This is a genomic window from Pseudoalteromonas sp. Angola-7 (assembly GCF_028599255.1).
Classification (GTDB): domain Bacteria; phylum Pseudomonadota; class Gammaproteobacteria; order Enterobacterales; family Alteromonadaceae; genus Pseudoalteromonas; species Pseudoalteromonas atlantica.
On record NZ_JAQREL010000002.1, the window covers coordinates 246614 to 267969 of the forward strand.

Consider the following 21356-nt stretch of genomic DNA (forward strand, 5'->3'; position numbering starts at 1 on the left):
TTTAATGCTTAAAAACCAAAACGGGTTGCAACCGTGAGGCTGCAACCCGTTTTCTTTGCGTTGATAAACAGCGCGTATTAGTTAAGTTTTTCTCTAATACGTGCAGATTTACCAGAACGCTCACGTAGGTAGTAAAGCTTAGCACGACGAACCGCACCGCGACGCTTAACTGTTACGCTATCAATAAGAGGGCTGTGCGTTTGGAATACACGCTCAACACCTTCACCGCTCGAAATTTTACGAACTGTGAATGCTGAGTGAAGACCACGATTACGCTTAGCGATTACAACACCTTCAAAGGCCTGTAGACGCTCTTTGTTACCTTCTTTTACACGTACCTGTACAACTACTGTATCACCAGCGCCGAATGCTGGTACGTCTGTTTTAAGCTGCTCTTCTTCAAGCGCTTTAATAATATTTTGGTTTACTTTTGCCATTATGTTTCTCACTTTCCTAGGTGTAACTGTCTTCTAGCCACAAGCTTTTTGGTACTCTTGCTGAAATTGTGCGAGTAATACCGCTTGCTCCTCAGTCAGAGCTAGGTTATGCAACAAGTCAGGACGTCGTAGCCAAGTTCTGCCTAATGACTGCTTAAGCCGCCATTTTGCAATCTCTTGGTGGTTTCCACTGAGTAGTACAGCAGGCACCTGTTTGTCGTCCAATGTTTCTGGCCGTGTATAGTGAGGACAATCTAGCAAGCCATCCGAAAATGAGTCTTGCTCTGCTGACTGGTTATGACCTAACACGCCTGGCACTAATCGCGCTACTGCATCAATTAATGTCATGGCAGGTAATTCGCCACCACTCAAAATAAAATCACCAATTGACCATTCTTCGTCAACGTATGACTCTATTATTCTCTCGTCTATACCTTCATAGCGACCGGCAATCAAAATCAGCTTTTCAGAGTTTGCGAGTTCGCTAGCCCCTTGCTGATCTAATTTGCGCCCTTGCGGGGACATATAAATTACTTTTGCGCCATCACCTGCCGCTTTTTTAGCGTCAAGAATGGCTTGTTTTAATGGTTCAACCATCATTAACATACCTGGGCCGCCCCCGTAAGGACGGTCATCTACGGTTCTGTGCTTATCTAAAGCATAGTCACGTGGATTCCAGCAGTTAAAGTCAATTAAGCCATTTTTCACTGCGCGACCAGTGACACCTTGGTGTGTAATAGCATCAAACATGTCTGGGAAAAGGCTTATCACCCCTACCCATAATGAACTAGTTTGAGTCATTAAAACCCAGGTTCCCAGTCTACGGTAATTTCTCTCGCTTCGTATTTAACTTCTTTAATTACTGAATCAGTTAAAAAAGGAATCAAACGCTCAGCTTGACCAAATGCATCTTTACTGTTTGCCTTAACAACCAGTACGTCATTCGATCCTGTCTCCATCAGGTCATCAACAGTGCCTAAATTATAACCTTTATCAGTTACAACCGACATGCCAATGAGATCTCGCCAATAAAACTCGCCTTGCGGGAGTTCTGGTAATTGCGCTGAATCAACAGATATTTCTGCATGGGTATAAGCCATTGCTTCGTCTCTGTCGTTTACTTGCGCAATTTTAGCGATAAAGCCTTTGTTGTGGCGACGCCAGTCGACCACTTCTAAGGTCTGCCATTTACCTTGTTGCCCTATCAACCACGGGCTGAAATCGAAGATCCCTTGGGGATCATCAGTAAATGAATGTACCTTAAGCCAGCCCTTTATACCATATGGGGCACCGAGCTTTCCTACGACAATAATTGATGAGGTGTTCTCTTGACTCATGGTTACACTTACGCCTATTAAGCCGCTTTACGAGCGTCTTTAACTAACTTAGCTACACGATCAGAAAGACCTGCGCCCTGACCTACCCAGTGATCAACACGAGGTAAATCTAAACGAAGTTTTTCTTCTTGACCTGAAGCAATTGGGTTAAAGAAACCAATTTTCTCGATGAAGCGACCGTCACGCGAGAAACGGCTATCCGCAACCACAATTTGATAGAAAGGGCGTTTTTTAGCGCCACCACGTTGCAAACGAATAGTTACCATACCGTCCTCTAAATAGATTGACTGTTTTCATTAATAAGATTTACTCCCCAGTATGGGGAGCTGGGGAATTGTACGAGTTTTTAGCAACAATGCAAGTAAGAAGTGAAGCAAAAAGCCACTTTAGTAGGTTAAACTGTGATCTGAGCCACAATTAATAGATTATCATGCACCACGCGCATAATTTATTCAACAAAAAAGGGCCAATTAGCCCTTTTGTTATACATTATATAGCGGCTATTTAAGCGCTACATTAAAATTTAGGGCCACCGCCACCCATCATTCCAGGTGGTAACATGCCTTTCATGCCGCGCATCATTTTTTGCATGCCGCCTTTACCTTTCATTTTTTTCATCATTTTTTGCATTTGCGTAAACTGTTTTAGCAGTTTATTTATCTCTTGTACCTGTGTACCAGAGCCTGCGGCTATACGTTTTTTACGAGAGCCTTTAATAATCTCAGGGCGCGCACGCTCTTGTTTGGTCATAGAGCTGATGATTGCTTCCATTTGAATGAAGGTTTTGTCACCCATTTGGCCTTTTACCGCATCGGGTAAGTTTTGCATACCAGGCAGCTTATCTAGCATCGACATCATGCCACCCATATTTTTCATTTGCTTTAATTGCTCTGCAAAATCATCAAGGGTAAAGCCGTTGCCTTTAAATACTTTTTCAGCGACCTTAGCTGCTTTTTCCTTATCGACTTTCATTTCGACTTCTTCGATTAATGAAAGTACATCCCCCATGCCTAAAATACGCGATGCGATACGATCGGGATGGAACGGCTCTAGTGCATCCGTACGCTCACCCACACCCATAAATTTAATTGGCTTGCCGGTAATATGACGAATAGATAAAGCAGCACCACCGCGTGCATCACCATCTGTTTTAGTTAAAATAACACCGGTTAGAGGTAGCGCTTCATCAAATGCTTTAGCGGTATTCGCCGCATCTTGACCCGTCATTGCATCAACCACAAATAATGTTTCGATTGGGTTGATTGCTTTATGAAGGTCTTTAATTTCGCCCATCATTTCGTTATCTACGTGCAAACGGCCGGCGGTATCGACTAAAACAACGTCTATAAATTTCTTTTTAGCATGAGAAATAGCAGCGGTGGCGATATCTACTGGTTTTTGCGAAATATCACTTGGGAAAAAATCCACGTCAACTTCGCTGGCAAGTGTTTCAAGCTGTTTAATAGCCGCCGGACGGTATACATCGGCACTAACAACTAGCACTGACTTTTTCTTACGCTCTTTTAAAAACTTAGCAAGCTTACCAACACTGGTTGTTTTACCCGCACCTTGTAAACCAGCCATCATAACAACGGCTGGCGGCTGTGCATTAAGGCTAAGCTCTTCGTTGGCTTCACCCATCGCTTTTTCAAGCTCTTCGCGCACTATTTTTATAAATACTTGGCCAGGGCTTAAGCTTTTAGTTACTTCAACACCTACGGCACGTTCTTTAACTTGCTTTACAAACTCGCGAACAACAGGCAACGCAACATCAGCTTCTAAAAACGCCATACGTACTTCACGTAGCGTGTCTTTAATGTTGTCTTCTGTTAAACGGCCGCGGCCACTAATATTTTTTAAGGTTTTACCTAATCGTTCTTGGAGGTTCTCAAACATGTAACGGTTCCGATAAGACGTTTATATTGACCCAATAAGCTCACGCTTATTTGCATTTTACTTATTAGATGGGAGCAATAGTATTAAATTTCAATTAAAAACAGTATACCGTAAATGATGGCGCACAATACAGTATTGAAGCACAGCTTATTGAGTTTCTTTTTTTAGGTCTATGCAATTGCTTTGCTATAAAATACAATGTGCTTATAACAACAAGAATTATTTGACTCTAATTATAAGTGGCCCAAGCACAATGCTGATTATTAGTTTAACTATTATTGCCAGTTTATTTTATGTGTTAGCAACGTCTCACGTGTTAACACGCCTGTTTCATCAACAAGGTCCTAGCCAAAAGGTAACGGTTATTTTAAGTACCGTGGCTATACTAGCGCACATGCTGCTGTTGGTTAATTCGGTGTTTCGCTCCGACGGGCAAGATTTAAGTATTGTTAATGTTGCACTGCTGACCTGCTGGGTTATTGTGGTGTCGGTGACTGCGGTGTCGTTAAAGTTCCCTGCTACATTGCTATTACCGGTCGTCTATGGCTTTGCAGCCCTACTCACCATTGCGAGTTTGTTTATACCGCACCATATTTTATTACAAAGCTTTAATATTGAAATAGGCCTTATTACACATATATCGCTATCACTGTTAGCATATTGCGTGTTAATTATTGCTACTTTATACGGCGTGCAGTTTTACTTTATTGATAAACGCTTAAAACGTAAAGATTTAGCAATTGTGCATAGCCATTTGCCACCATTAATGGTGGTAGAACGTCAGCTCTATCAACTATTAAACTTAGGTACGGTGTTACTTACCTTTGCCTTATTAACAGGGTTTGTGTTTTTGGATGGGATGTTTGCAAAAGAATTTATCCATAAAACCATTTTATCGCTTGTCGCATGGGTTATTTTTGTCACTGTGGCGCTTGGGCACATGAAAAAAGGCTGGCGTGGAAAACCTGTGGTTATTACCATCATGGTCGCTGCATTTACCCTCACACTTGCTTATTTTGGCAGCCGTTTTATACAAGAAGTGGTGTTAAATAAGTTTTAACTTGACTCTGTCAGCTCACTCTAGCTTAATACGCATTGGTTTATAAAAAAAGGATCCATCGTTGGACGACATATCGACAAGTACCTTGTTTATCATTTTAGGTTTATTGGTGCTTTTTTCTGCTTATTTCTCGGGTTCAGAAACCGGGATCATGTCAATTAATCGTATACGCTTGCGCCACCTTGCAAAAGAGGAACATCGCGCAGCTAAACGAGTCAGTAAATTACTTAGCCGTCCTGATAGACTCATTGGCCTAATATTAATTGGTAACAACCTTGTAAATATCGCTGCCGCCCAGGTAGCCACTATCATTGGTATTCGTTTATACGGTGATTTAGGTATTGGTATTGCAACCGGTGTGTTAACGCTAGTGGTACTAATATTTGCAGAAGTAACCCCAAAAACGCTTGCTGCGTTGTACCCTGAAAAAGTAGCCTTTCCAAGCTCTATTATTCTCAAAGGGTTACTCAAAATACTATTTCCGTTTGTGGTTGTTGTTAACTGGATGACCAACGGTATTTTACGTCTATTTGGTATCAGCTCAGCACAAATAGATGAGCACAGCATGAGTAAAGAAGAGCTTAAAACAGTGGTGAATGAGTCAGGCGCATTACTGCCAGCTCGTCACCAAAGCATGCTGACCTCTATTTTAGACTTAGAGCAAGTGACCGTTGAAGATATTATGATCCCTCGTAACGAAATAGTGGCGATTGATATTAACGACGATTGGAAGCTCATTAGCCGCCAATTAACTCATGCTCAGCACACCCGTGTATTACTTTATCGCGACAATATTGATGACGCGGTAGGTTTTATCCATTCGCGTGACGCTCTTCGTCTTTTAACCAAAGAGCAATTTGATAAACCGTCATTATTGCGTGCTGTACGTGAGATTTACTTTATTCCTGAGGGGACATCCCTAAATACCCAGCTATTAAAGTTCCAACAATCAAAAGAACGTATTGGTATAGTGGTTGATGAATATGGCGACATACAAGGTCTCGTAACCCTTGAGGATATTCTTGAAGAAGTGGTTGGCGATTTTACTACCACGCAAACACGTACGCCAAGTGAAGAAGTGACGACACAAAGCGATGGCTCTTACCTTGTTGATGGCGGCGCTAACGTGCGCGACTTAAACAAAGAGATGGGCTGGGAGTTTCCTCTTGATGGCCCTAAAACACTCAGCGGTTTAATTGTAGAATACCTAGAAGATATTCCAGATGCTAATTTAAGCCTTAAAATAGCCGGCTACCCTGTTGAGGTGTTAGAAGTAAAAGAGAATATGATAAAACAGGTAAAAATTAAGCCAAATCAACGTAAGTTGTAAGTGTAAATAATGCATTAAAAAAAGGAGCCTTGGCTCCTTTTTTTGCTTTTAAGATATGTAGTTAGCCAAAAAGCAGTCGCTCAAACCAGCCTTTATCAAGCTCCTCTTCACAACGTTTAAGCTGCGCACCATAACGGCTTGCGCGGTGTTTTACTTTATTAGCAACACTCATTAGCCACTTTTTCTTTTTATAGGTACCGCGTTTATAACCGCCCCACCCTTCGTGATAATTTAAGTATTGGGCGTAAGCATCCCATTTAGAGATACCATTTACTTTATGTGTTTTATAAACAAACCATGCCATAAAGTCGATTGCATCGTCAAAATCATCCCTATCAGCCCCACTGTTACCCGTTTCACGAATATAGTCAGACCAAGTTGGAGTTTTTGCTTGTGAGTACCCGTAAGCATCACTGGCACGCCCAGTTGGAATTATCCATAAAAAATACTCCATGGGTGGTGCGGCATCATGACGAAACGAACTTTCTTGGTACATCATGCTCATAAGAACATGTTTAGGTGAGCCCCATTTTTCTTGTGCATCTTTTGCATCAAAGTACCAATCTGACTTTTCTTCAAAAATTTTACAAAGATCATTAGGCTGCTTTGGCGGCGCAGTGGCACACCCAGCTAAAGAGAGGGCAAAAGATAAAATAATTGCATTTTTTTTCATTTTTATAAGATCTCACTGAACTTTTTAAAAAAGCGTGGGTCTGAGTATATGAATGCAGCAGTATAGCATTGTTTCATCCCTGAAGAATATTTACGCAGCCACCTTGGGCTGCGTTTTTTTTGCTTAAAAAAACTTAAGCAGATGCTTTGGCATTAAAATATTCATCTAAAAAGTCAGTAAAGCTTAGCGTGTCGGCGCGCTCTATTTCTTCTCGCGCTTTATCCGAGAGAACAACTTGTTGCTCGAGCCATTCTTTAGAAAACACATTGTAGTTGGCTTGCGCATGGCTTTGCTTATATTTATTAGCCAATTGAATAGCAAATAAACCGTTATCTATACCCGCACTTTCTAGCTCGCGCACATAACGCCCTGAAAAAGTCAGCGCTGGGTTATCAACCCAAGTAGCCATTTGTGCGATGGTTTCGCTGTAATAGGTCACCCCATACGCCTTATCCATATGCTCAGCGACTTCACTTAGTTGGTCAAAAATTTCTCTCCCCCAACTTTGTAACGTACGCTGTTGGTTGTTGTCGTTAAGCATAACACCTAACTGACGCCCCTGATTAACCACTGTGTCTAAATTCTCAGTGCTGCGGGCTTGCTCTTTCCACTTCATTTCTGGGGAGTCTTTTAACAAACAATACGTTAAAAACACATCTAAAAAATGAATTTGCTCTATATCAATGCCGGTTTCACTAAACGGGTTTACATCCAGCGCTCTAATTTCAACATACTCAATACCTGCTCTTAATAATGCATCCGTTGGTTTTTCACCACTTTTAGCATTACGTTTAGGGCGGATCGGCGAATAAAATTCGTTTTCGATTTGCAGAATATTTTTATTAAGCTGCTTAGGTGTTGCTGTGGTGTAGTCATCAATATCGCCGTATAAGTCAGAAGGCGTGTTGATTGCTTTTTTAAGCCCAGCGACGTACTCATCAAGCGAGTTATACATTACGCGTAATGAAGATTGCGCACTGTTGGTGTAACCTAAATCACCCAAGCGTAGCGCGGTTCCTACTTCTAAATAAAGTGTGCCTTTACCTAGCTTTTTAAACGGTAGGTCAGTTTTGCGACCTTGTAAAAAAGAATTACATAATGCAGGTGAGGCACCAAACAAGTAACTAATTAACCAAAGCTCGCGTTTGAAATTACGAATAAGCGCTAAATAACCATCCGAAATGAATGCTTCTAGGCTTTGCTCACTTTGCTTTAAGGTGTGTAAAGATTGCCAAAGTGTTTCTGGAAAAGAAATATTAAAATGAACACCCGCAATCGCTTGCATCATACTACCGTAACGGTTTTTTAATCCTTCACGGTATAGGGTTTTCATACGCGCAGTATTTGAGTTACCAAATTGAGCAAGTACGATGTCATCTTGCTCTTCAATAAAGCATGGCATACTGATGGGCCATAAAAGCTCATCACCCATGTGCTCAAGTGTAAATTTTTGTAGGTCTTTTAATTGCGCTAAGGTTTCTGTCGCTGATTCACTAACAGGGGTAATAAATTCAAGTAATGACTCTGAAAAGTCGGTAGTAATATGTCCGTTTGTTAATGCACTACCTACGCCTTTAGGATGTCCTAAAGTGGAAATGGCGCCATTACCTTTAATACGCAACGACTCTCGCTCAATACCACGTTTGATCCCTTTAATTGCGTGCTGATGCGGTGTTGCTGATAACGCGTTTAGCGCGCTAGATAAATCATGTATAGTCAAAAAATGCTTCCTCGGCCACGTGGCTTAATCTTAGGGTTATGGGGGCTAATTGCCCATACTCAAGATTAAATTATTAAGAACAATATAATTTTTCAAAATTTTTAGCTATTTACCCTGTTGAGCATGCGCTTGATACAATAAGCATCAACCAGCAAGCTAATCTTGCCACTGCTCACGCTAATATACAATCGCTTTGCTAGGGCGTGTTGGCCTTTGTGAATTGAAATTTGTTTGAACTAAGGGCGATTCAATCGCAGCGCGATATTTGTAACCTAATAGGCTCGATAACTGCCCTGCGTTATTCTTATGACTTACATCCATGTATGAATAAGTAAAAACCGAACAAAGCTTTCGCGTCCTGCTCTTACCCCTTGCCTAAAAACCAAACATACTGCTGTAAATTCAGCCACCAAAAACCCTCACGCCCCAAACATAAAGACCCTGAATTAATAGATTACACTTCATAAGCTTTAACATTTTAAACGCAGTATTTGATATAGATCATAAAAAGTCGCAATTTTGATGACAATTTTATTTAGCGCAGCGCCTTTACTTCACCTCCTTTTGTTTACCCAATACAATGACAAGTTAATTAAAAAGGATGGTTAAAACTAACATGCGTCATAATCAAAGCTTAATAAATGAAGAGGTTCACTTTAGTGATGCTCAGCAATTGGTATCCACAACCGATTTACGAGGAGTCATTACGTATGCAAATAAGGCATTTTGCGATGTAGCAGGGTTTAGTGCCCAAGAGCTCGTTGGTAAAAATCATAATATTGTGCGCCACCCAGATATGCCCAAAGCAGCATTTAAAGAAATGTGGAGTACGCTAAAAAGCGGCCACTCATGGCGCGCCATAGTAAAAAATAGATGTAAAGATGGGCGCTATTACTGGGTTGATGCATTTGTAACCCCTATTTTTGAAGGTGATCAGTTAGTTGGCTATCAATCTGTACGTACAAAACCAGATAAAAAACATGTTTTAACAGCCCATAAACTATACGAAAAATTAAATAGCGGTAAAGCCGCTTTTAATTTTAAAGAACGCACACACTTGCGCCAAATGCTTACGTTAGCCGTTGTATTTAGCTGGCTAATAATGAGTGGGTTTGCCTTTTCAACCATGGCAGCGGTTATCAACGTATTAATTTGCGTGCTTATTTTGGCCTTAAATTATCAAGAGCTAGTGGCAACCCCTGCTAAATTAAACACCTATAAACAGCATTCTGACTCTATCTCGCGCTATGTTTTTTGCGATAACTCACCGCTAAGTGTGAGTGACTATAAAGAGCAAATGCTACTTGCTAAGCTCAGAACTGTATTGGGGCGCGTAAAAGATGCTACCTATGCCTTTAATAACATTGCTGAAAACCTAGATGATAAATCGTCGCTCACCGAAAAAGGCATTGAGGCGCAAAGCACACAGCTTACACAAATCGCCACTGCTATGGCGCAAATGACCGCCACTATTGGTGAGATTTCGAATAGTACAACAACTACCGCCGACAAAGTTAATTCTACTCAGCACAGCTGCGCGGATATAAAACAACATATTGCTGATAACAAAAAAATGGTATCTGAGCTGGCAACTCACGTAGATCATGCTGCCAATACGGCTAATAACCTCGCGCAGGAAGCAGATAAAATAGGCCAAGTAATGAATGAGATAGAAGGTATTGCTGAGCAAACCAATTTACTAGCGCTTAATGCTGCAATAGAAGCCGCAAGAGCAGCCGAGCATGGCCGTGGTTTTGCCGTAGTTGCTGATGAAGTGCGTGCTCTTTCTTCTCGTACGCAAAGTGCTACGGGGCAAATTCACAGCTCGATTAAAGATATACAGGATACATTGGTTAATTGGTCAAAGGTAATGCAAAGTACAAAACTACAAGCTGAGGGCTGCGTACAAACAACCGAGCAAACACACCAAGAGCTCGATATTATATTCAATCAAATTAGTGAAATAGCTTTGCTAACAAATAGTGTATCGACGGCTGCAGAGGAGCAGCAGATGGTGAGCCATGATATTGCTAATAATGTAGATAATATAAAAGAGGTGAGTAACGAAAACTTAGCTTTAAGTTATGACGTTGCTAAAGATGCCGCAGAATTAGTTGCCGGCTCTCAAAAAGTAAACAACCTACTTTATACATTTAAAGTATAAAGCAAGGCAATAAGCCGCCTGCTTAGCGGCTTATTGTGCGTCTGTATTAGCGTTTTGAAAAAATCAGGCCCTGCTCGTTTGCATCTATCACGACAATATCGCCAGGGTTATACTCTCCCCCTAATAGCTGCTGAGCCAGTGGGTTTTCAATTGTTTGCTGAATAGCTCGTTTTAATGGCCGAGCACCGTAAACAGGGTCGAACCCGCTAGAGGCTATTTTTTCAAGCGCCGCATCACTGATCTCTAATAAATAGCCCATTTCTGTTAAACGCTCACGCAATTTAACAAGCTGAATATCGGCAATTTCTTTAATATGCTCATTGGCAAGTGGATGAAATACGACAGTTTCATCAATACGGTTTATAAATTCTGGCCTAAATTCGTTAACGAGCACATTCATAACTTTGCTCTTAAGCGTTGCGTAGTCGTTTGTGCCCGCTTGCTCTTGAATAATATCTGAGCCTAAATTTGAGGTCATAATAATAACCGTATTTTTAAAATCAACCGTACGCCCTTGCCCATCAGTAAGGCGGCCATCATCGAGTACCTGCAATAAAATATTAAATACATCGGGATGCGCTTTTTCTATTTCATCAAGCAAAATTACAGAATAAGGCTTACGGCGAACGGCTTCGGTTAAATAGCCGCCTTCTTCGTAACCAACATAACCGGGAGGCGCACCCACTAAACGTGCTACCGCGTGTTTTTCCATAAACTCTGACATGTCGATACGCACCATGGCATCTTCTGTATCAAACATAAAACCTGCAAGCGCTTTAGTAAGCTCTGTTTTACCCACCCCAGTGGGTCCTAAAAATAAAAATGATCCTATTGGTCGATTAGGATCGGCAAGCCCCGCACGAGAGCGTCGTATCGCATTCGCGACCGCTACAACTGCTTCGTCCTGCCCTATCACTTTACTGTGAAGTTGCTCTTCCATTTTTAACAGTTTTTCTCGCTCACCTTGCAGCATTCGCGATACTGGGATCCCGGTCCAACGAGAAAGTATTTCTGCAATTTCGTCTTCGCCTACTTGGTTTTTTAGTAAGCTCATTTCTTGCATTTCAGCTTGCGAGGCTAAATCAAGTTTTCGCTCAAGCTCTGGAATTCTTCCGTATTGCAGCTCCGACATACGCTGTAAATCGCTCGCTCGGCGGGCAACCTCTAAATCAAGGCGCGCTTGTTCAAGCTCAGCTTTAATTACTTGCGTGCCTTGTAACGAGGCTTTTTCTGCATTCCATACTTCATCAAGCTCTCGGTATTGCGCTTCTAAGTCGGTGATGAGCTGCTGCATTTCGCTGCGCCGCTTTTGGCTTGCATCGTCTTTTTCTTTAGCTAAAGCGTTATCTTCAAGTTTTAATTGAATAATACGGCGCTCAAGCTTATCTAAAGACTCAGGCTTAGAATCTATTTGCAAACGAATTGACGAGCCAGCCTCGTCAATTAAATCAATAGCTTTATCTGGTAATTGTCGGTCACTAATATAACGGTGCGATAAATGCGCAGCGGCGACGATTGCCGGGTCAGTAATATCCACCGAGTGATGTAACTCGTAGCGCTCTTTTAAGCCGCGTAAAATGGCAATGGTGTCTTCAACTGAGGGCTCTTCAACCAATACTTTTTGAAAACGACGCTCAAGTGCGGCATCTTTTTCTATGTATTGGCGGTATTCATCAAGCGTAGTGGCGCCCACACAGTGTAGCTCCCCTCGAGCAAGCGCTGGTTTTAACATATTGCCAGCATCCATTGCGCCATCGGTTTTACCTGCGCCCACCATAGTGTGAATTTCATCAATAAATAAAATCACTTGGCCTTCTTCTTTAGCCAACTCGTTGAGCACCGATTTTAAACGCTCTTCAAATTCACCGCGGTATTTAGCACCCGCCACCAGCGCGCCTAAATCTAGCGATAAAACACGCTTACTTTTTAGGCCCTCTGGCACTTCGCCATTTATAATGCGCTGTGCTAACCCCTCAGCAATGGCCGTTTTACCTACCCCTGGCTCACCAATAAGCACGGGGTTATTTTTAGTACGGCGCTGCAAAACTTGAATCGTGCGACGGATTTCGTCATCTCGCCCAATAACGGGGTCGAGCTTACCTTGCTCTGCGCGCTCGGTTAAATCAATGGTGTATTTTTCAAGTGCTTGTCGGGTTTCTTCGGCGTTAGGGTCATCGACCTTTTGGCCACCGCGAATTGCTTTTATGGCACTTTCTATTTTAGTTGCAGTGATATTAAGCGCTCTAAAAATATCACCTAAAGGGCCTTTGTCGTCACAGGCAGCTAATACAAATAATTCGCTCGAAATATACTTATCTTTACGTTTTTGCGCGTACTTATCACATAAGTTAATAAGCGAAGCCATGTTATTAGAAAGCTGTACGTCGCCCCCTACTCCTTCAACTTTAAACAGCTTTTCTATTTCTTGAGAAAGCTTGGTGTTGAGCTCATCCGCACTCACGCCTGCTTGTGCAAGCAAGGCGCGCACGCTAGAGCCATTTTGCTGTAAAAGCGCATACATTAAATGTACGGGTTCAATAAATTGATGATCGCGCCCTAATGCTAGCGATTGAGCATCTGAAAGCGCAGATTGAAATTTACTTGTGAATCTATCTAAACGCATGAGGGTTTACCTATTTAATAAACTAATTGCTTAATAAATGGGTATGTTAATAGAATTGTTCAAGGTGTTAAGATGAATATTGTAGGGAAATAGTGTTTTATTTGCGCCAGATCAAACTTGCCATACGTCCTGTTTTACCTTCTCGCCGATAAGAGAAAAACAATGATGGCTGAGAAACAGTACAATAATCGCCTCCGCTAATATTAATAACGCCTAACTGCTCAAGCTCAATGCGAGCGATTAGGTAAATATCGCACAAGTATTTATTATTGCTTTGTAATTTAAATGCCTGTTTAAACAAAGGGGATTTTGCGATAAATCGCGTAGCAACCTCAGCACCAACTTCAAATTGCTCAGCACCAATAGCAGGCCCAAGCCACGCATATATTTGCTTACTAGGCGCGCTAAAGCAGGCAAGGGTATTTTTTATGATCCCTTTTTCAAGGCCGCGCCAGCCACCATGTACTGCTGCAACTTCATGGCCATCATGACTTGCAAACAGAATAGGCAGGCAATCTGCACTCATAATAGCAAGAGGCTGATTTTTAACTTGGGTATACAACGCATCAGCACTGTGTAATGTTTGAAAATTAAAATCTGCATCAACACAGAGCACATCGGCGCTGTGCACTTGATTAAGCCACAGTGGCGGGTTTGGCAGGGATTGCTCAACCAAAGCACGGTTTTTTAGCACGTGCTCTGGATCATCATCAACATGTAGGCCTAAATTTAAGCTATTAAAAGGCGGCTTTGACACACCGCCTTCTCGGGTGGTACTGAGCGTACCTACCGAGGTTAAATTAGGCCAAGGGGCTGACAAAAAAGCCATTAATACTCTATGTTAGGGTTAGCTTTGGTATCTTCTCTAAGCACCTGAGTCATTGCCACCATGTCATCTGGAATAGGCGCTTGCCAGGTCATCATCTCGCCCGTAATAGGGTGCGCAATACTCAATTTTACTGCGTGTAAGGCTTGGCGATTAAATGTACGTAACATTTCAAACAGCTCCGGCGTAGCACCTTTAGGTGGACGCGGACGGCCGCCGTAGGCTCTATCGCCAATTAACGGGTGGTTTATATACGCCATATGAACACGAATTTGGTGTGTACGGCCGGTTTCTAGGCGAAGGCGTAAACGTGTATGAGCACGGAATTTTTCAGCAACACGGTAATGTGTAATAGCAGGCTTACCCATTTCGTGAACTGCCATGTGTGTACGCTGCGTTGGATGACGGCCAATCGGCTTTTCAACCATGCCACCTGCGGTCATAGTACCATTACATAAAGCTTCGTATTCACGCGTAAAGTTTTCGCGTTTTTGCAGTGCTTTAACTAAATGTGTTTGCGCCTGAATAGTTTTAGCCACCACCATTAAGCCTGTGGTGTCTTTATCTAGACGGTGCACAATACCTGCACGCGGTACGTTAATAATATCCGGAAAATGATGCAGCAATGCATTTAGCACTGTGCCATCTGGGTTACCTGCACCTGGGTGAACGACTAGGCCCATAGGTTTGTTGATAACCAAAATATCATCATCTTCATAAACAATGTTTAATTTGATATCTTGTGCTTCGTATTCGCGTGGTGCTTCAATGCTGGTTTCAACATTTACAACTTCACCACCGAGTAGTTTTTCTCGTGGTGTGTTATAGATTTCACCGTCAACGGTGATTTTATCATCCAATATCCATGTTTTTATACGTGAACGTGAATAATCAGGGAACAATTGCGCTAATACTTGGTCTAGACGTTTACCACCTAACTCGGTAGGAACCTCGGCTTGAAGTGAAATTTGTTCTGACATTAGTAACTTTACCCAATTTACCAGTGCAAGCTGTGCCTGACTGGGTTAGAATCGCTTTTAATAAAAGCATAATATAATACGCATAGTTTACTCGGTTTTACCGCCGTGGCCTAGCCGAAGACATCGAAGGTAACAAATAAAATGATAAATAAAATAGGGAAACGTGCATTCGCCATTGTTTTTTCAGCTTCTGTACTTACTTTAGGGGCCTGTTCTTCTGCGCCTGACCAAGAAGATATCCAACGCGTTCCTAACAAATCTGCACACGCTTTGTATGAAGATGCAAAACAAACACTCGACTCAGGTTTATACGCCCGAGCAATTGAGCTATTAACCGCTATTGATTCACGCTACCCATTTGGCCCTTTCTCAAAGCAAGTACAAATGGATTTAGTGTATGCCCATTACCAATCAGGTAATACAGAGCAAGCATTAGCGACCATTGACCGCTTTATTCGTTTAAACCCAAACCACAAAGATTTAGATTACATGTACTACATGCGTGGCTTGGTTAACATTAAAGCAGATAAAAATGCCTTCCAAGAGTATTTTGGCATAGACAGAGCTGACCGCGATGCAAACCGTACACGTGTTGCATTTACCGATTTATCAACGCTTGTAAAACGCTTTCCAAAGAGTGATTACGCACCAGAGGCTAAACGTCGCTTAGTGTGGCTTTTAAACCGCATGGCGCGTTACGAGCTAAAAGTGGCTAATTACTACTACGAACGTGAAGCTTACCTAGCGGCCGCTAATCGTGGTAAGTACGTTGTTGAGCATTACTCGCAAAGCAGCTATTTAGAGCCTGCACTTGAGATGATGGAAAAAAGCTACGAAAAGCTTGGCCTGACAGATTTAAGTGAGCACGCAAGACTAACGCGTGAATACAATGAATCTAACAAATAAGAATGGCAGAGGTTTTTATTTAAACCTATGTTGATTGTTTAAAAGCCCTCTCTGAGGGCTTTTTTATTGCCTAAAAATAAGGCTAGTTGATGCCTGTGGCGCTTTTTAATACTTAGCGATTAGCCATCGCACCACACTAAGTATAATAATAGCAATTGCACTACACGCTTGTATAGCGCTTTTAACAAAGGGATTCACTATTGATCTAAGTTTTTCTTTTTGCAGGCGAAAAAAAAGGTAAGCCTAAGCTTACCTTTTAATTAACTCATTGCGGGTTATTAAAGCTCAAAGTCTTTTTTGAATTTTAAACCAAACTCGCTACGGTCATTACTGCGCATTACACCAACAAAACCTGACTGCTGTAAACGACCTACATCGTAAACCTCGTTTAATACGTTTTCACCGTATAAGGTTACTTCCATATCGCCATAAGGGTTAGTGTAAGAAATATTAAAACCAACTAACTCACGCGAATCAATAGTCTCGCTTTCATTGTAAACCGACTGGCCTTGCATTTCGCTTCTGAAAGAGTAGTTAGCGTTAAATGCAACGGTTGCACCGCTGTCTAAATCCATAAAGTAAGAAGGGGCAATCATTACAGTCCAACGTGGTGTTAATGCCGGTGAATCACCTTTACCAATACCTTGTACACCTGCATCTACTTCTGTAATTTCAGAATCTAAGTAACCTACAGAGCTGCGAATTGTGAAATCGTCTGTAATGGCAACGGTAGTTTCAAGCTCAATACCTTGCGCTTTAGATTCACCTGCATTCTCAACAATCGTTACAAAACCACCGCCTGCAGTAGGGTCAGAAAATGGTAAAGCAAGGTCAGTGTAATCTGTTACAAATACAGCTAACATCATAGATACATTTTCATGTACTTGGCCTTTTAAGCCCATTTCGTAGTTAATTGCTTTAGTTTCATCAAACGATACAAACTGATCGGGGCCGCCAAATGGACGTGGAGGGAAACCACCGGTTTGGTAACCTTTTTGAATTTGACCATATACATTCATGTTATTGCTGATTTGATATGATGCGTTTACATCCCATGTTACAGCGTCAAACTCAGCACTTACGTATTTACGTTCAGCAAATGTTGGGAAAATCGCATCGGCATCTTTCTCATCTTTTGAGTAACGAAGGCCACCACCAATACTTAAATCATCTGTTAAATCGTAACTTGTATTAAAATATACAGCGTATGAGTTTGTTTCTTGGTTAATTTCAAAATCGCCATAGCCACCAAATGAAGGTGTAACACCATCGTTTAATAAACCATTAGGTGTATTGAATGGGCTAAATACAAATGGACCTGAACGTGTAAAGCCATCTTCATTAAAGAAGTAAAGGCCTGATACAAAGTCCATATTGTCGTAAGTCGCATTTAGTTGAATTTCAAACGAGTATTGGTCTGCACCACCCTCTTCTGGGAACTCAGATAAGTTAAGAGGTGACGCATCATCATCAAGTCCACCTTCGTATTCAGAAGTACGGTAACTTGAAATAAATTTAGCCGTGTACGTATCATCAATTGCCCAATCAGCAGTAAATGACGTACCCCACCCTGAGTAAGACGTAGATTCAATACCAGCAACGGTAGTGCCTAAATCATCTGGGTCAGATGGGATCATATCCTGTGTTAATAAAGGAAAGTCACCATTAAATACATCATTTGCATCAAGCGGCTCAGTTAACTCAATAGTGTAAGGCGATTGACCCGACTCGTTATCAACACCGTCAAGTGAAAAAGTAAACGCTAAATCGCTATTGGCTTGCCATTTAAGGGCTACGCGACCGCTAAACTCTTCTTCTTCACCAATTTCTTTTTCTGGGTTAGCTAAATTGACAGCTTCACCCACACCATCGCGCGTTTTGTATGATGCACTTGCAGACATACTTACTTCATCTGTTAGCGAGTTATTAAAGTATACATCGCCAGCAATACGTCCGCGGCTACCAATTTTAGCTGTAGTTGAAACAATCCCTTCATCACCTGGTTGCTTAGTAATTACATTTACTGCGCCACCTAAGGTATTACGACCATATAATGTACCTTGTGGTCCACGTAGAACTTCAACACGCTCTACATTTGGTAACGATAAGTTTGACCCCATTTGACGGCCTAAGTAAACACCATCTAAATAAACACCTACACCCGGATCGGTTGTAATTATGTGATCTTGTAGACCAATACCACGAATAAACACAGAGGCATGAGCCGCATTACCTACACCGTAGCGAGTGATATTTAAGTTTGGAACGTATTTACCAATATCTTCTAGGTTACTCATATTGGCTTTATCAATTAGGTTAGCACCAATTGATGTGATAGCGGTTGGAGATTCAAACAAGCTCTCTGTACGTTTACGAGCTGTAACTTCGATTTTTTCAAACGCGTCTTGTTTTGCTGTTGTTTTAGCTTCTTCAGCATTTACTGAGATAGTTAGTGCAGCGACAATTGCGAGGCTTAACTGTGAGAGTTTGCGTAGTTTCAAAATATTCTCCAAAGGATACCGTATAATTTAGTTATGCGAACTTATTGGCTTGGGCAATAAGTTTTGGGCATAAAAAAAGACGCCTAATAGCATCTTTCCTCTGGAAGGGTATTATATTACATATTTGTGAAGAAATGTATAAAAATTTTCATTTAATAAACATACAGGTACAAATTAATTATAATTTTTGATTATTGTTGGATAATATTACTTACATTATAAATAATTAAGGCAGGCTATAAGGCCTCACTTTTAAGCAACCTATTCAAATACATAGCAAAACAGTGTAATAGATATAGGTGAACTAATTTTCTTTATAGTAATAGTTGCTTCAAATAACGGCTTTAAACTTCATTGAAATCGGCAATAAATAACAATATAGTATAATTATCAACCTTATGGATTGAATCGTTATGGAATCAGACAATACTAGTAATAAAAGTCTTAAATGTTTTAACAACCCTGATTACACCTCGCTATTTTGCGTAGCTGCGAAATACAATATTTTACTGGTTAACTACCAAGCACTTAACATAATTACTACCCATGATTTAATTACGCAATTTATGGCGCAGAATAAGCAACAAGGGTTAGTTATTTTTGATGTCCCTAAAAATTGCAATGCACTTTCTTTGAAAGAGTGGCCTAATCTAAAAGGGTTATTTTACGAAAATACCGATGAAAAATATTTTCAAAAAGGCCTAGAGGCAATTGAAAAGGGGAAGCTCTGGTTTCCACGAGATATTTCTGATTGTTGGATGAAGCAAATGCTAGCCACTGAGAAGCAGTCAGCGGTACAATCAAGCAACTTAACTAGCAAAGAAATAAAAGTGTTAAACTTGTTATTCTCAGGGCTACACTCCAGCGCCATTGCAGACAACTTATTTATTAGCGAAGCAACAGTTCGTGTACATTTGCATAAAATTTATCAAAAAATTTCTGTTAAAAACAAGCAGCAGGCCTTGTTATGGTGTCAAGCCAATCTTAATAAAGTAAATAATTAAGTAGCATAACGACAAATGCTTTTAGGCTTTTATATGCGCAATAAGCTTATATTAATAAAATAGTATTCCACTCTTTAATCATCATTTAGTACCGAAATAAAAAAATATCTAATGAAATCATACTGCTTTAGATAATAGCTTCTATGATTTAACATTTGTAACCAAAAGAAAAACACGGTCGGTAAAGTTTTTTTAACTAACTTCCTAAAATTATTAGATAAAAACTAAAATCACTTCTATAATCCCCATGAAATCAACATCTAAATAACAAATAGGAAATACATATGAAAAAGCTATCTGTAGCAGTAGCAATATGTGCCGCACTTGCATCTAGTTACACGAGTGCTGAAGTTCGCATAAATGGCTTTGCATCTATAGTAGGTGGCAAAAGTCTAGACAGTGATCAAACTTTATACGGATATGATGACGATATCTCATTTAAAAATGAGAGTGTATTTGCATTACAACTATCTGCCGATCTTCAGGAAAAGCTCAGCGCAACAGCGCAAATTGTGGCTCGCGGCGAGAATGACTTTGATGCAGATTTTGAATGGGCGTATTTAACTTATGAGTTTAGTGATGAGTTACAACTCAGCGCTGGTAAAATGCGTGCGCCATTTTACAAATACTCTGACTTTCTAGATGTAGGTTACACTTACCGCTGGGTTCGCCCTCCTCAATCGGTTTACAATTTACCATTTTCTACTTACGAAGGGTTGAGCTTACTATATACATCACAAATCGGTGATTGGGACTCAAGTCTTCAAGTCATATATGGTAGCTTTGAAGATAATATCGCAGTAGTCTCGGTCAATGGTGAAACTGAGCTTAATGATATCGCTGGTCTTAACTGGTCACTTAGTTACGATTGGTTTAGCGCACGTGTTGCCTATTTTGTGGCAGAGACCACCATTGACATTGAAAATGATACTGATGCTGGTATCGCCCTTAATGGCCTAGAGGCAACTCTTCGCAGCTCGGGTTTCACTGATCAAGCAGATAGCATTGCTGTAGATGAAGACGATGGAGCATTTTTCGCACTTGGCTTTTCAATTGACTACAACAATATTTTATTTGATGCAGAGTATACTCAGTTTGAAGTCGATAACAGCGCTTTAGCTGAGCAAACTCAATACTATACCTCTCTAGGCTATCGTATGGATGAGTGGCTTGTTCACGTTACCTATGAAAACAACGACGATAAACACGATAACAACCGTTATGATTCACTTACAGCTGTGCCGCAATTAAATGCAGGTATAAATTCAGCATTAGAAGGCTCTAAAGCAAAAAGTAATGTTTACACCATCGGCGCCCGTTATGACTTCCACCCGTCAGCTGCATTTAAAATCGACTTTAGTCGCTTAGATGACGACATAACAAACATTGAAACTGATGTAGTAGCTGTCGGCGTTGACTTAGTATTCTAATTGGAGCGAAATATGAAAAAATTAATCCTAGCCAGTGTACTGTCGGTATGTGCGTTTAGCGCCTATGCTGAAGTTGCGGTAATAGTAAACCCTGGCAATGCAAGTGCACTTGATGGCGATACTATTAAAAAGATTTACCTAGGAAAAGCAAAGTCATTTGCTAACGGTAATAAAGTGAACCCAGCCACTCAAAATGGTACCGCTGTTGCTGATGAATTCAATTCTAAAGTAGTTGGTAAATCAAGTAGCCAATTAAATGCCTATTGGTCAAAACTTGTTTTTACCGGTAAAGGTACACCACCAGAGAAATTTGATTCTGACCAGGCTGTTATTGATTTTGTTGCTAGTAATGGCGACTCAATTGGTTACATAGACAGCAGTAAGGCAACAGATAAAGTTAAGGTAGTTGCTACGTTTTAAGCGCGGTAGCTAGATATAAAAAAACCACCGATTAGGTGGTTTTTTTATA

The 21356-nt window shown here is 40.9% G+C and carries 18 protein-coding genes; 7 read left to right on the plus strand and 11 right to left on the minus strand.

The genetic code is table 11. The annotated features are described in order from the left end of the window. Positions 1-77: 77 nt before the first annotated feature. The 5 genes from rplS to ffh all read right to left on the minus strand — a co-directional run bounded on the left by rplS (position 78) and on the right by ffh (position 3670). Positions 78-437: a 50S ribosomal protein L19 gene (rplS, locus tag PSH50_RS03715; protein ID WP_004587324.1), complete on the minus strand. Its 360-nt coding sequence runs from the start codon at positions 435-437 to the stop codon at positions 78-80. 33 nt (positions 438-470) lie between these two features. Continuing rightward, complete coding sequence (gene trmD, locus PSH50_RS03720) at positions 471-1238, minus strand: tRNA (guanosine(37)-N1)-methyltransferase TrmD (protein WP_004587325.1); 768 nt, start codon at positions 1236-1238, stop codon at positions 471-473. Then, positions 1238-1774 (minus strand): ribosome maturation factor RimM, encoded by a 537-nt coding sequence (gene rimM, locus PSH50_RS03725; protein ID WP_273609276.1) that lies wholly within the window; start codon positions 1772-1774, stop codon positions 1238-1240. The genes trmD and rimM overlap by 1 nt, the downstream gene beginning before the upstream one ends. 17 nt (positions 1775-1791) lie before the next feature. Beyond that, positions 1792-2040 carry a 30S ribosomal protein S16 gene (gene rpsP, locus PSH50_RS03730; RefSeq protein ID WP_004587327.1) on the minus strand — a complete coding sequence of 83 codons (249 nt, stop codon included), beginning with the start codon at positions 2038-2040 and terminating at the stop codon, positions 1792-1794. A gap of 250 nt (positions 2041-2290) precedes the next feature. Beyond that, complete coding sequence (gene ffh / locus PSH50_RS03735) at positions 2291-3670, minus strand: signal recognition particle protein (protein WP_024031859.1); 1380 nt, start codon at positions 3668-3670, stop codon at positions 2291-2293. 253 nt (positions 3671-3923) lie between these two features. Here ffh and PSH50_RS03740 point away from each other — a divergent pair, with 253 nt between their 5' ends. Both PSH50_RS03740 and PSH50_RS03745 read left to right on the plus strand, forming a co-directional pair. Then, positions 3924-4730 carry an inner membrane protein YpjD gene (locus PSH50_RS03740; protein WP_273609277.1) on the plus strand — a complete coding sequence of 269 codons (807 nt, stop codon included), beginning with the start codon at positions 3924-3926 and terminating at the stop codon, positions 4728-4730. A 61-nt stretch (positions 4731-4791) separates the two neighbouring features. Continuing rightward, positions 4792-6060: an HlyC/CorC family transporter gene (locus tag PSH50_RS03745; RefSeq protein WP_004587330.1), complete on the plus strand. Its 1269-nt coding sequence runs from the start codon at positions 4792-4794 to the stop codon at positions 6058-6060. A gap of 61 nt (positions 6061-6121) precedes the next feature. Here PSH50_RS03745 and PSH50_RS03750 read toward each other — a convergent pair whose 3' ends face one another. After that, a complete protein-coding gene (locus PSH50_RS03750) occupies positions 6122-6733 on the minus strand; it encodes a transglycosylase SLT domain-containing protein (RefSeq protein ID WP_024031857.1) in 612 nt (203 codons plus the stop codon). 133 nt (positions 6734-6866) lie between these two features. Then, positions 6867-8453 carry a glutamate--cysteine ligase gene (gene gshA / locus PSH50_RS03755; protein WP_273609278.1) on the minus strand — a complete coding sequence of 529 codons (1587 nt, stop codon included), beginning with the start codon at positions 8451-8453 and terminating at the stop codon, positions 6867-6869. 616 nt (positions 8454-9069) lie between these two features. On the opposite strand from gshA, the gene PSH50_RS03760 reads away from it, so the two are divergent. Continuing rightward, the gene (locus tag PSH50_RS03760; protein ID WP_273609279.1) at positions 9070-10617 is read left to right on the plus strand and encodes a methyl-accepting chemotaxis protein; all 1548 of its coding nucleotides are present in this window, start codon (positions 9070-9072) and stop codon (positions 10615-10617) included. Positions 10618-10663: 46 nt separating this feature from the next. Here the strand turns inward: PSH50_RS03760 and clpB are convergent, their stop codons facing one another. The 3 genes from clpB to rluD all read right to left on the minus strand — a co-directional run bounded on the left by clpB (position 10664) and on the right by rluD (position 15046). Continuing rightward, positions 10664-13240, minus strand: coding sequence for an ATP-dependent chaperone ClpB (gene clpB / locus PSH50_RS03765; protein ID WP_004587334.1), 2577 nt, complete (start codon positions 13238-13240; stop codon positions 10664-10666). Positions 13241-13337: 97 nt separating this feature from the next. Beyond that, a complete protein-coding gene (gene pgeF / locus PSH50_RS03770) occupies positions 13338-14069 on the minus strand; it encodes a peptidoglycan editing factor PgeF (protein ID WP_273609280.1) in 732 nt (243 codons plus the stop codon). Beyond that, positions 14069-15046: a 23S rRNA pseudouridine(1911/1915/1917) synthase RluD gene (gene rluD / locus PSH50_RS03775; RefSeq protein ID WP_004587336.1), complete on the minus strand. Its 978-nt coding sequence runs from the start codon at positions 15044-15046 to the stop codon at positions 14069-14071. Before rluD ends, pgeF begins: the two co-directional genes overlap by 1 nt. A gap of 141 nt (positions 15047-15187) precedes the next feature. Between rluD and PSH50_RS03780 the strand changes: the two genes are divergently transcribed. Further along, a complete protein-coding gene (locus PSH50_RS03780) occupies positions 15188-15952 on the plus strand; it encodes an outer membrane protein assembly factor BamD (protein ID WP_024031852.1) in 765 nt (254 codons plus the stop codon). A 278-nt stretch (positions 15953-16230) separates the two neighbouring features. Here the strand turns inward: PSH50_RS03780 and PSH50_RS03785 are convergent, their stop codons facing one another. Further along, positions 16231-18453 (minus strand): TonB-dependent receptor, encoded by a 2223-nt coding sequence (locus PSH50_RS03785; protein ID WP_273586179.1) that lies wholly within the window; start codon positions 18451-18453, stop codon positions 16231-16233. Between the two features lie 413 nt (positions 18454-18866). On the opposite strand from PSH50_RS03785, the gene PSH50_RS03790 reads away from it, so the two are divergent. The 3 genes from PSH50_RS03790 to PSH50_RS03800 all read left to right on the plus strand — a co-directional run bounded on the left by PSH50_RS03790 (position 18867) and on the right by PSH50_RS03800 (position 21307). After that, positions 18867-19457 carry a LuxR C-terminal-related transcriptional regulator gene (locus PSH50_RS03790; protein WP_096739941.1) on the plus strand — a complete coding sequence of 197 codons (591 nt, stop codon included), beginning with the start codon at positions 18867-18869 and terminating at the stop codon, positions 19455-19457. 284 nt (positions 19458-19741) lie between these two features. After that, the gene (locus PSH50_RS03795) at positions 19742-20887 is read left to right on the plus strand and encodes a porin (RefSeq protein ID WP_024031843.1); all 1146 of its coding nucleotides are present in this window, start codon (positions 19742-19744) and stop codon (positions 20885-20887) included. Positions 20888-20899: 12 nt separating this feature from the next. After that, positions 20900-21307, plus strand: coding sequence for a phosphate ABC transporter substrate-binding protein (locus PSH50_RS03800; RefSeq protein ID WP_096042052.1), 408 nt, complete (start codon positions 20900-20902; stop codon positions 21305-21307). The last annotated feature ends 49 nt before the right edge of the window (positions 21308-21356 follow it).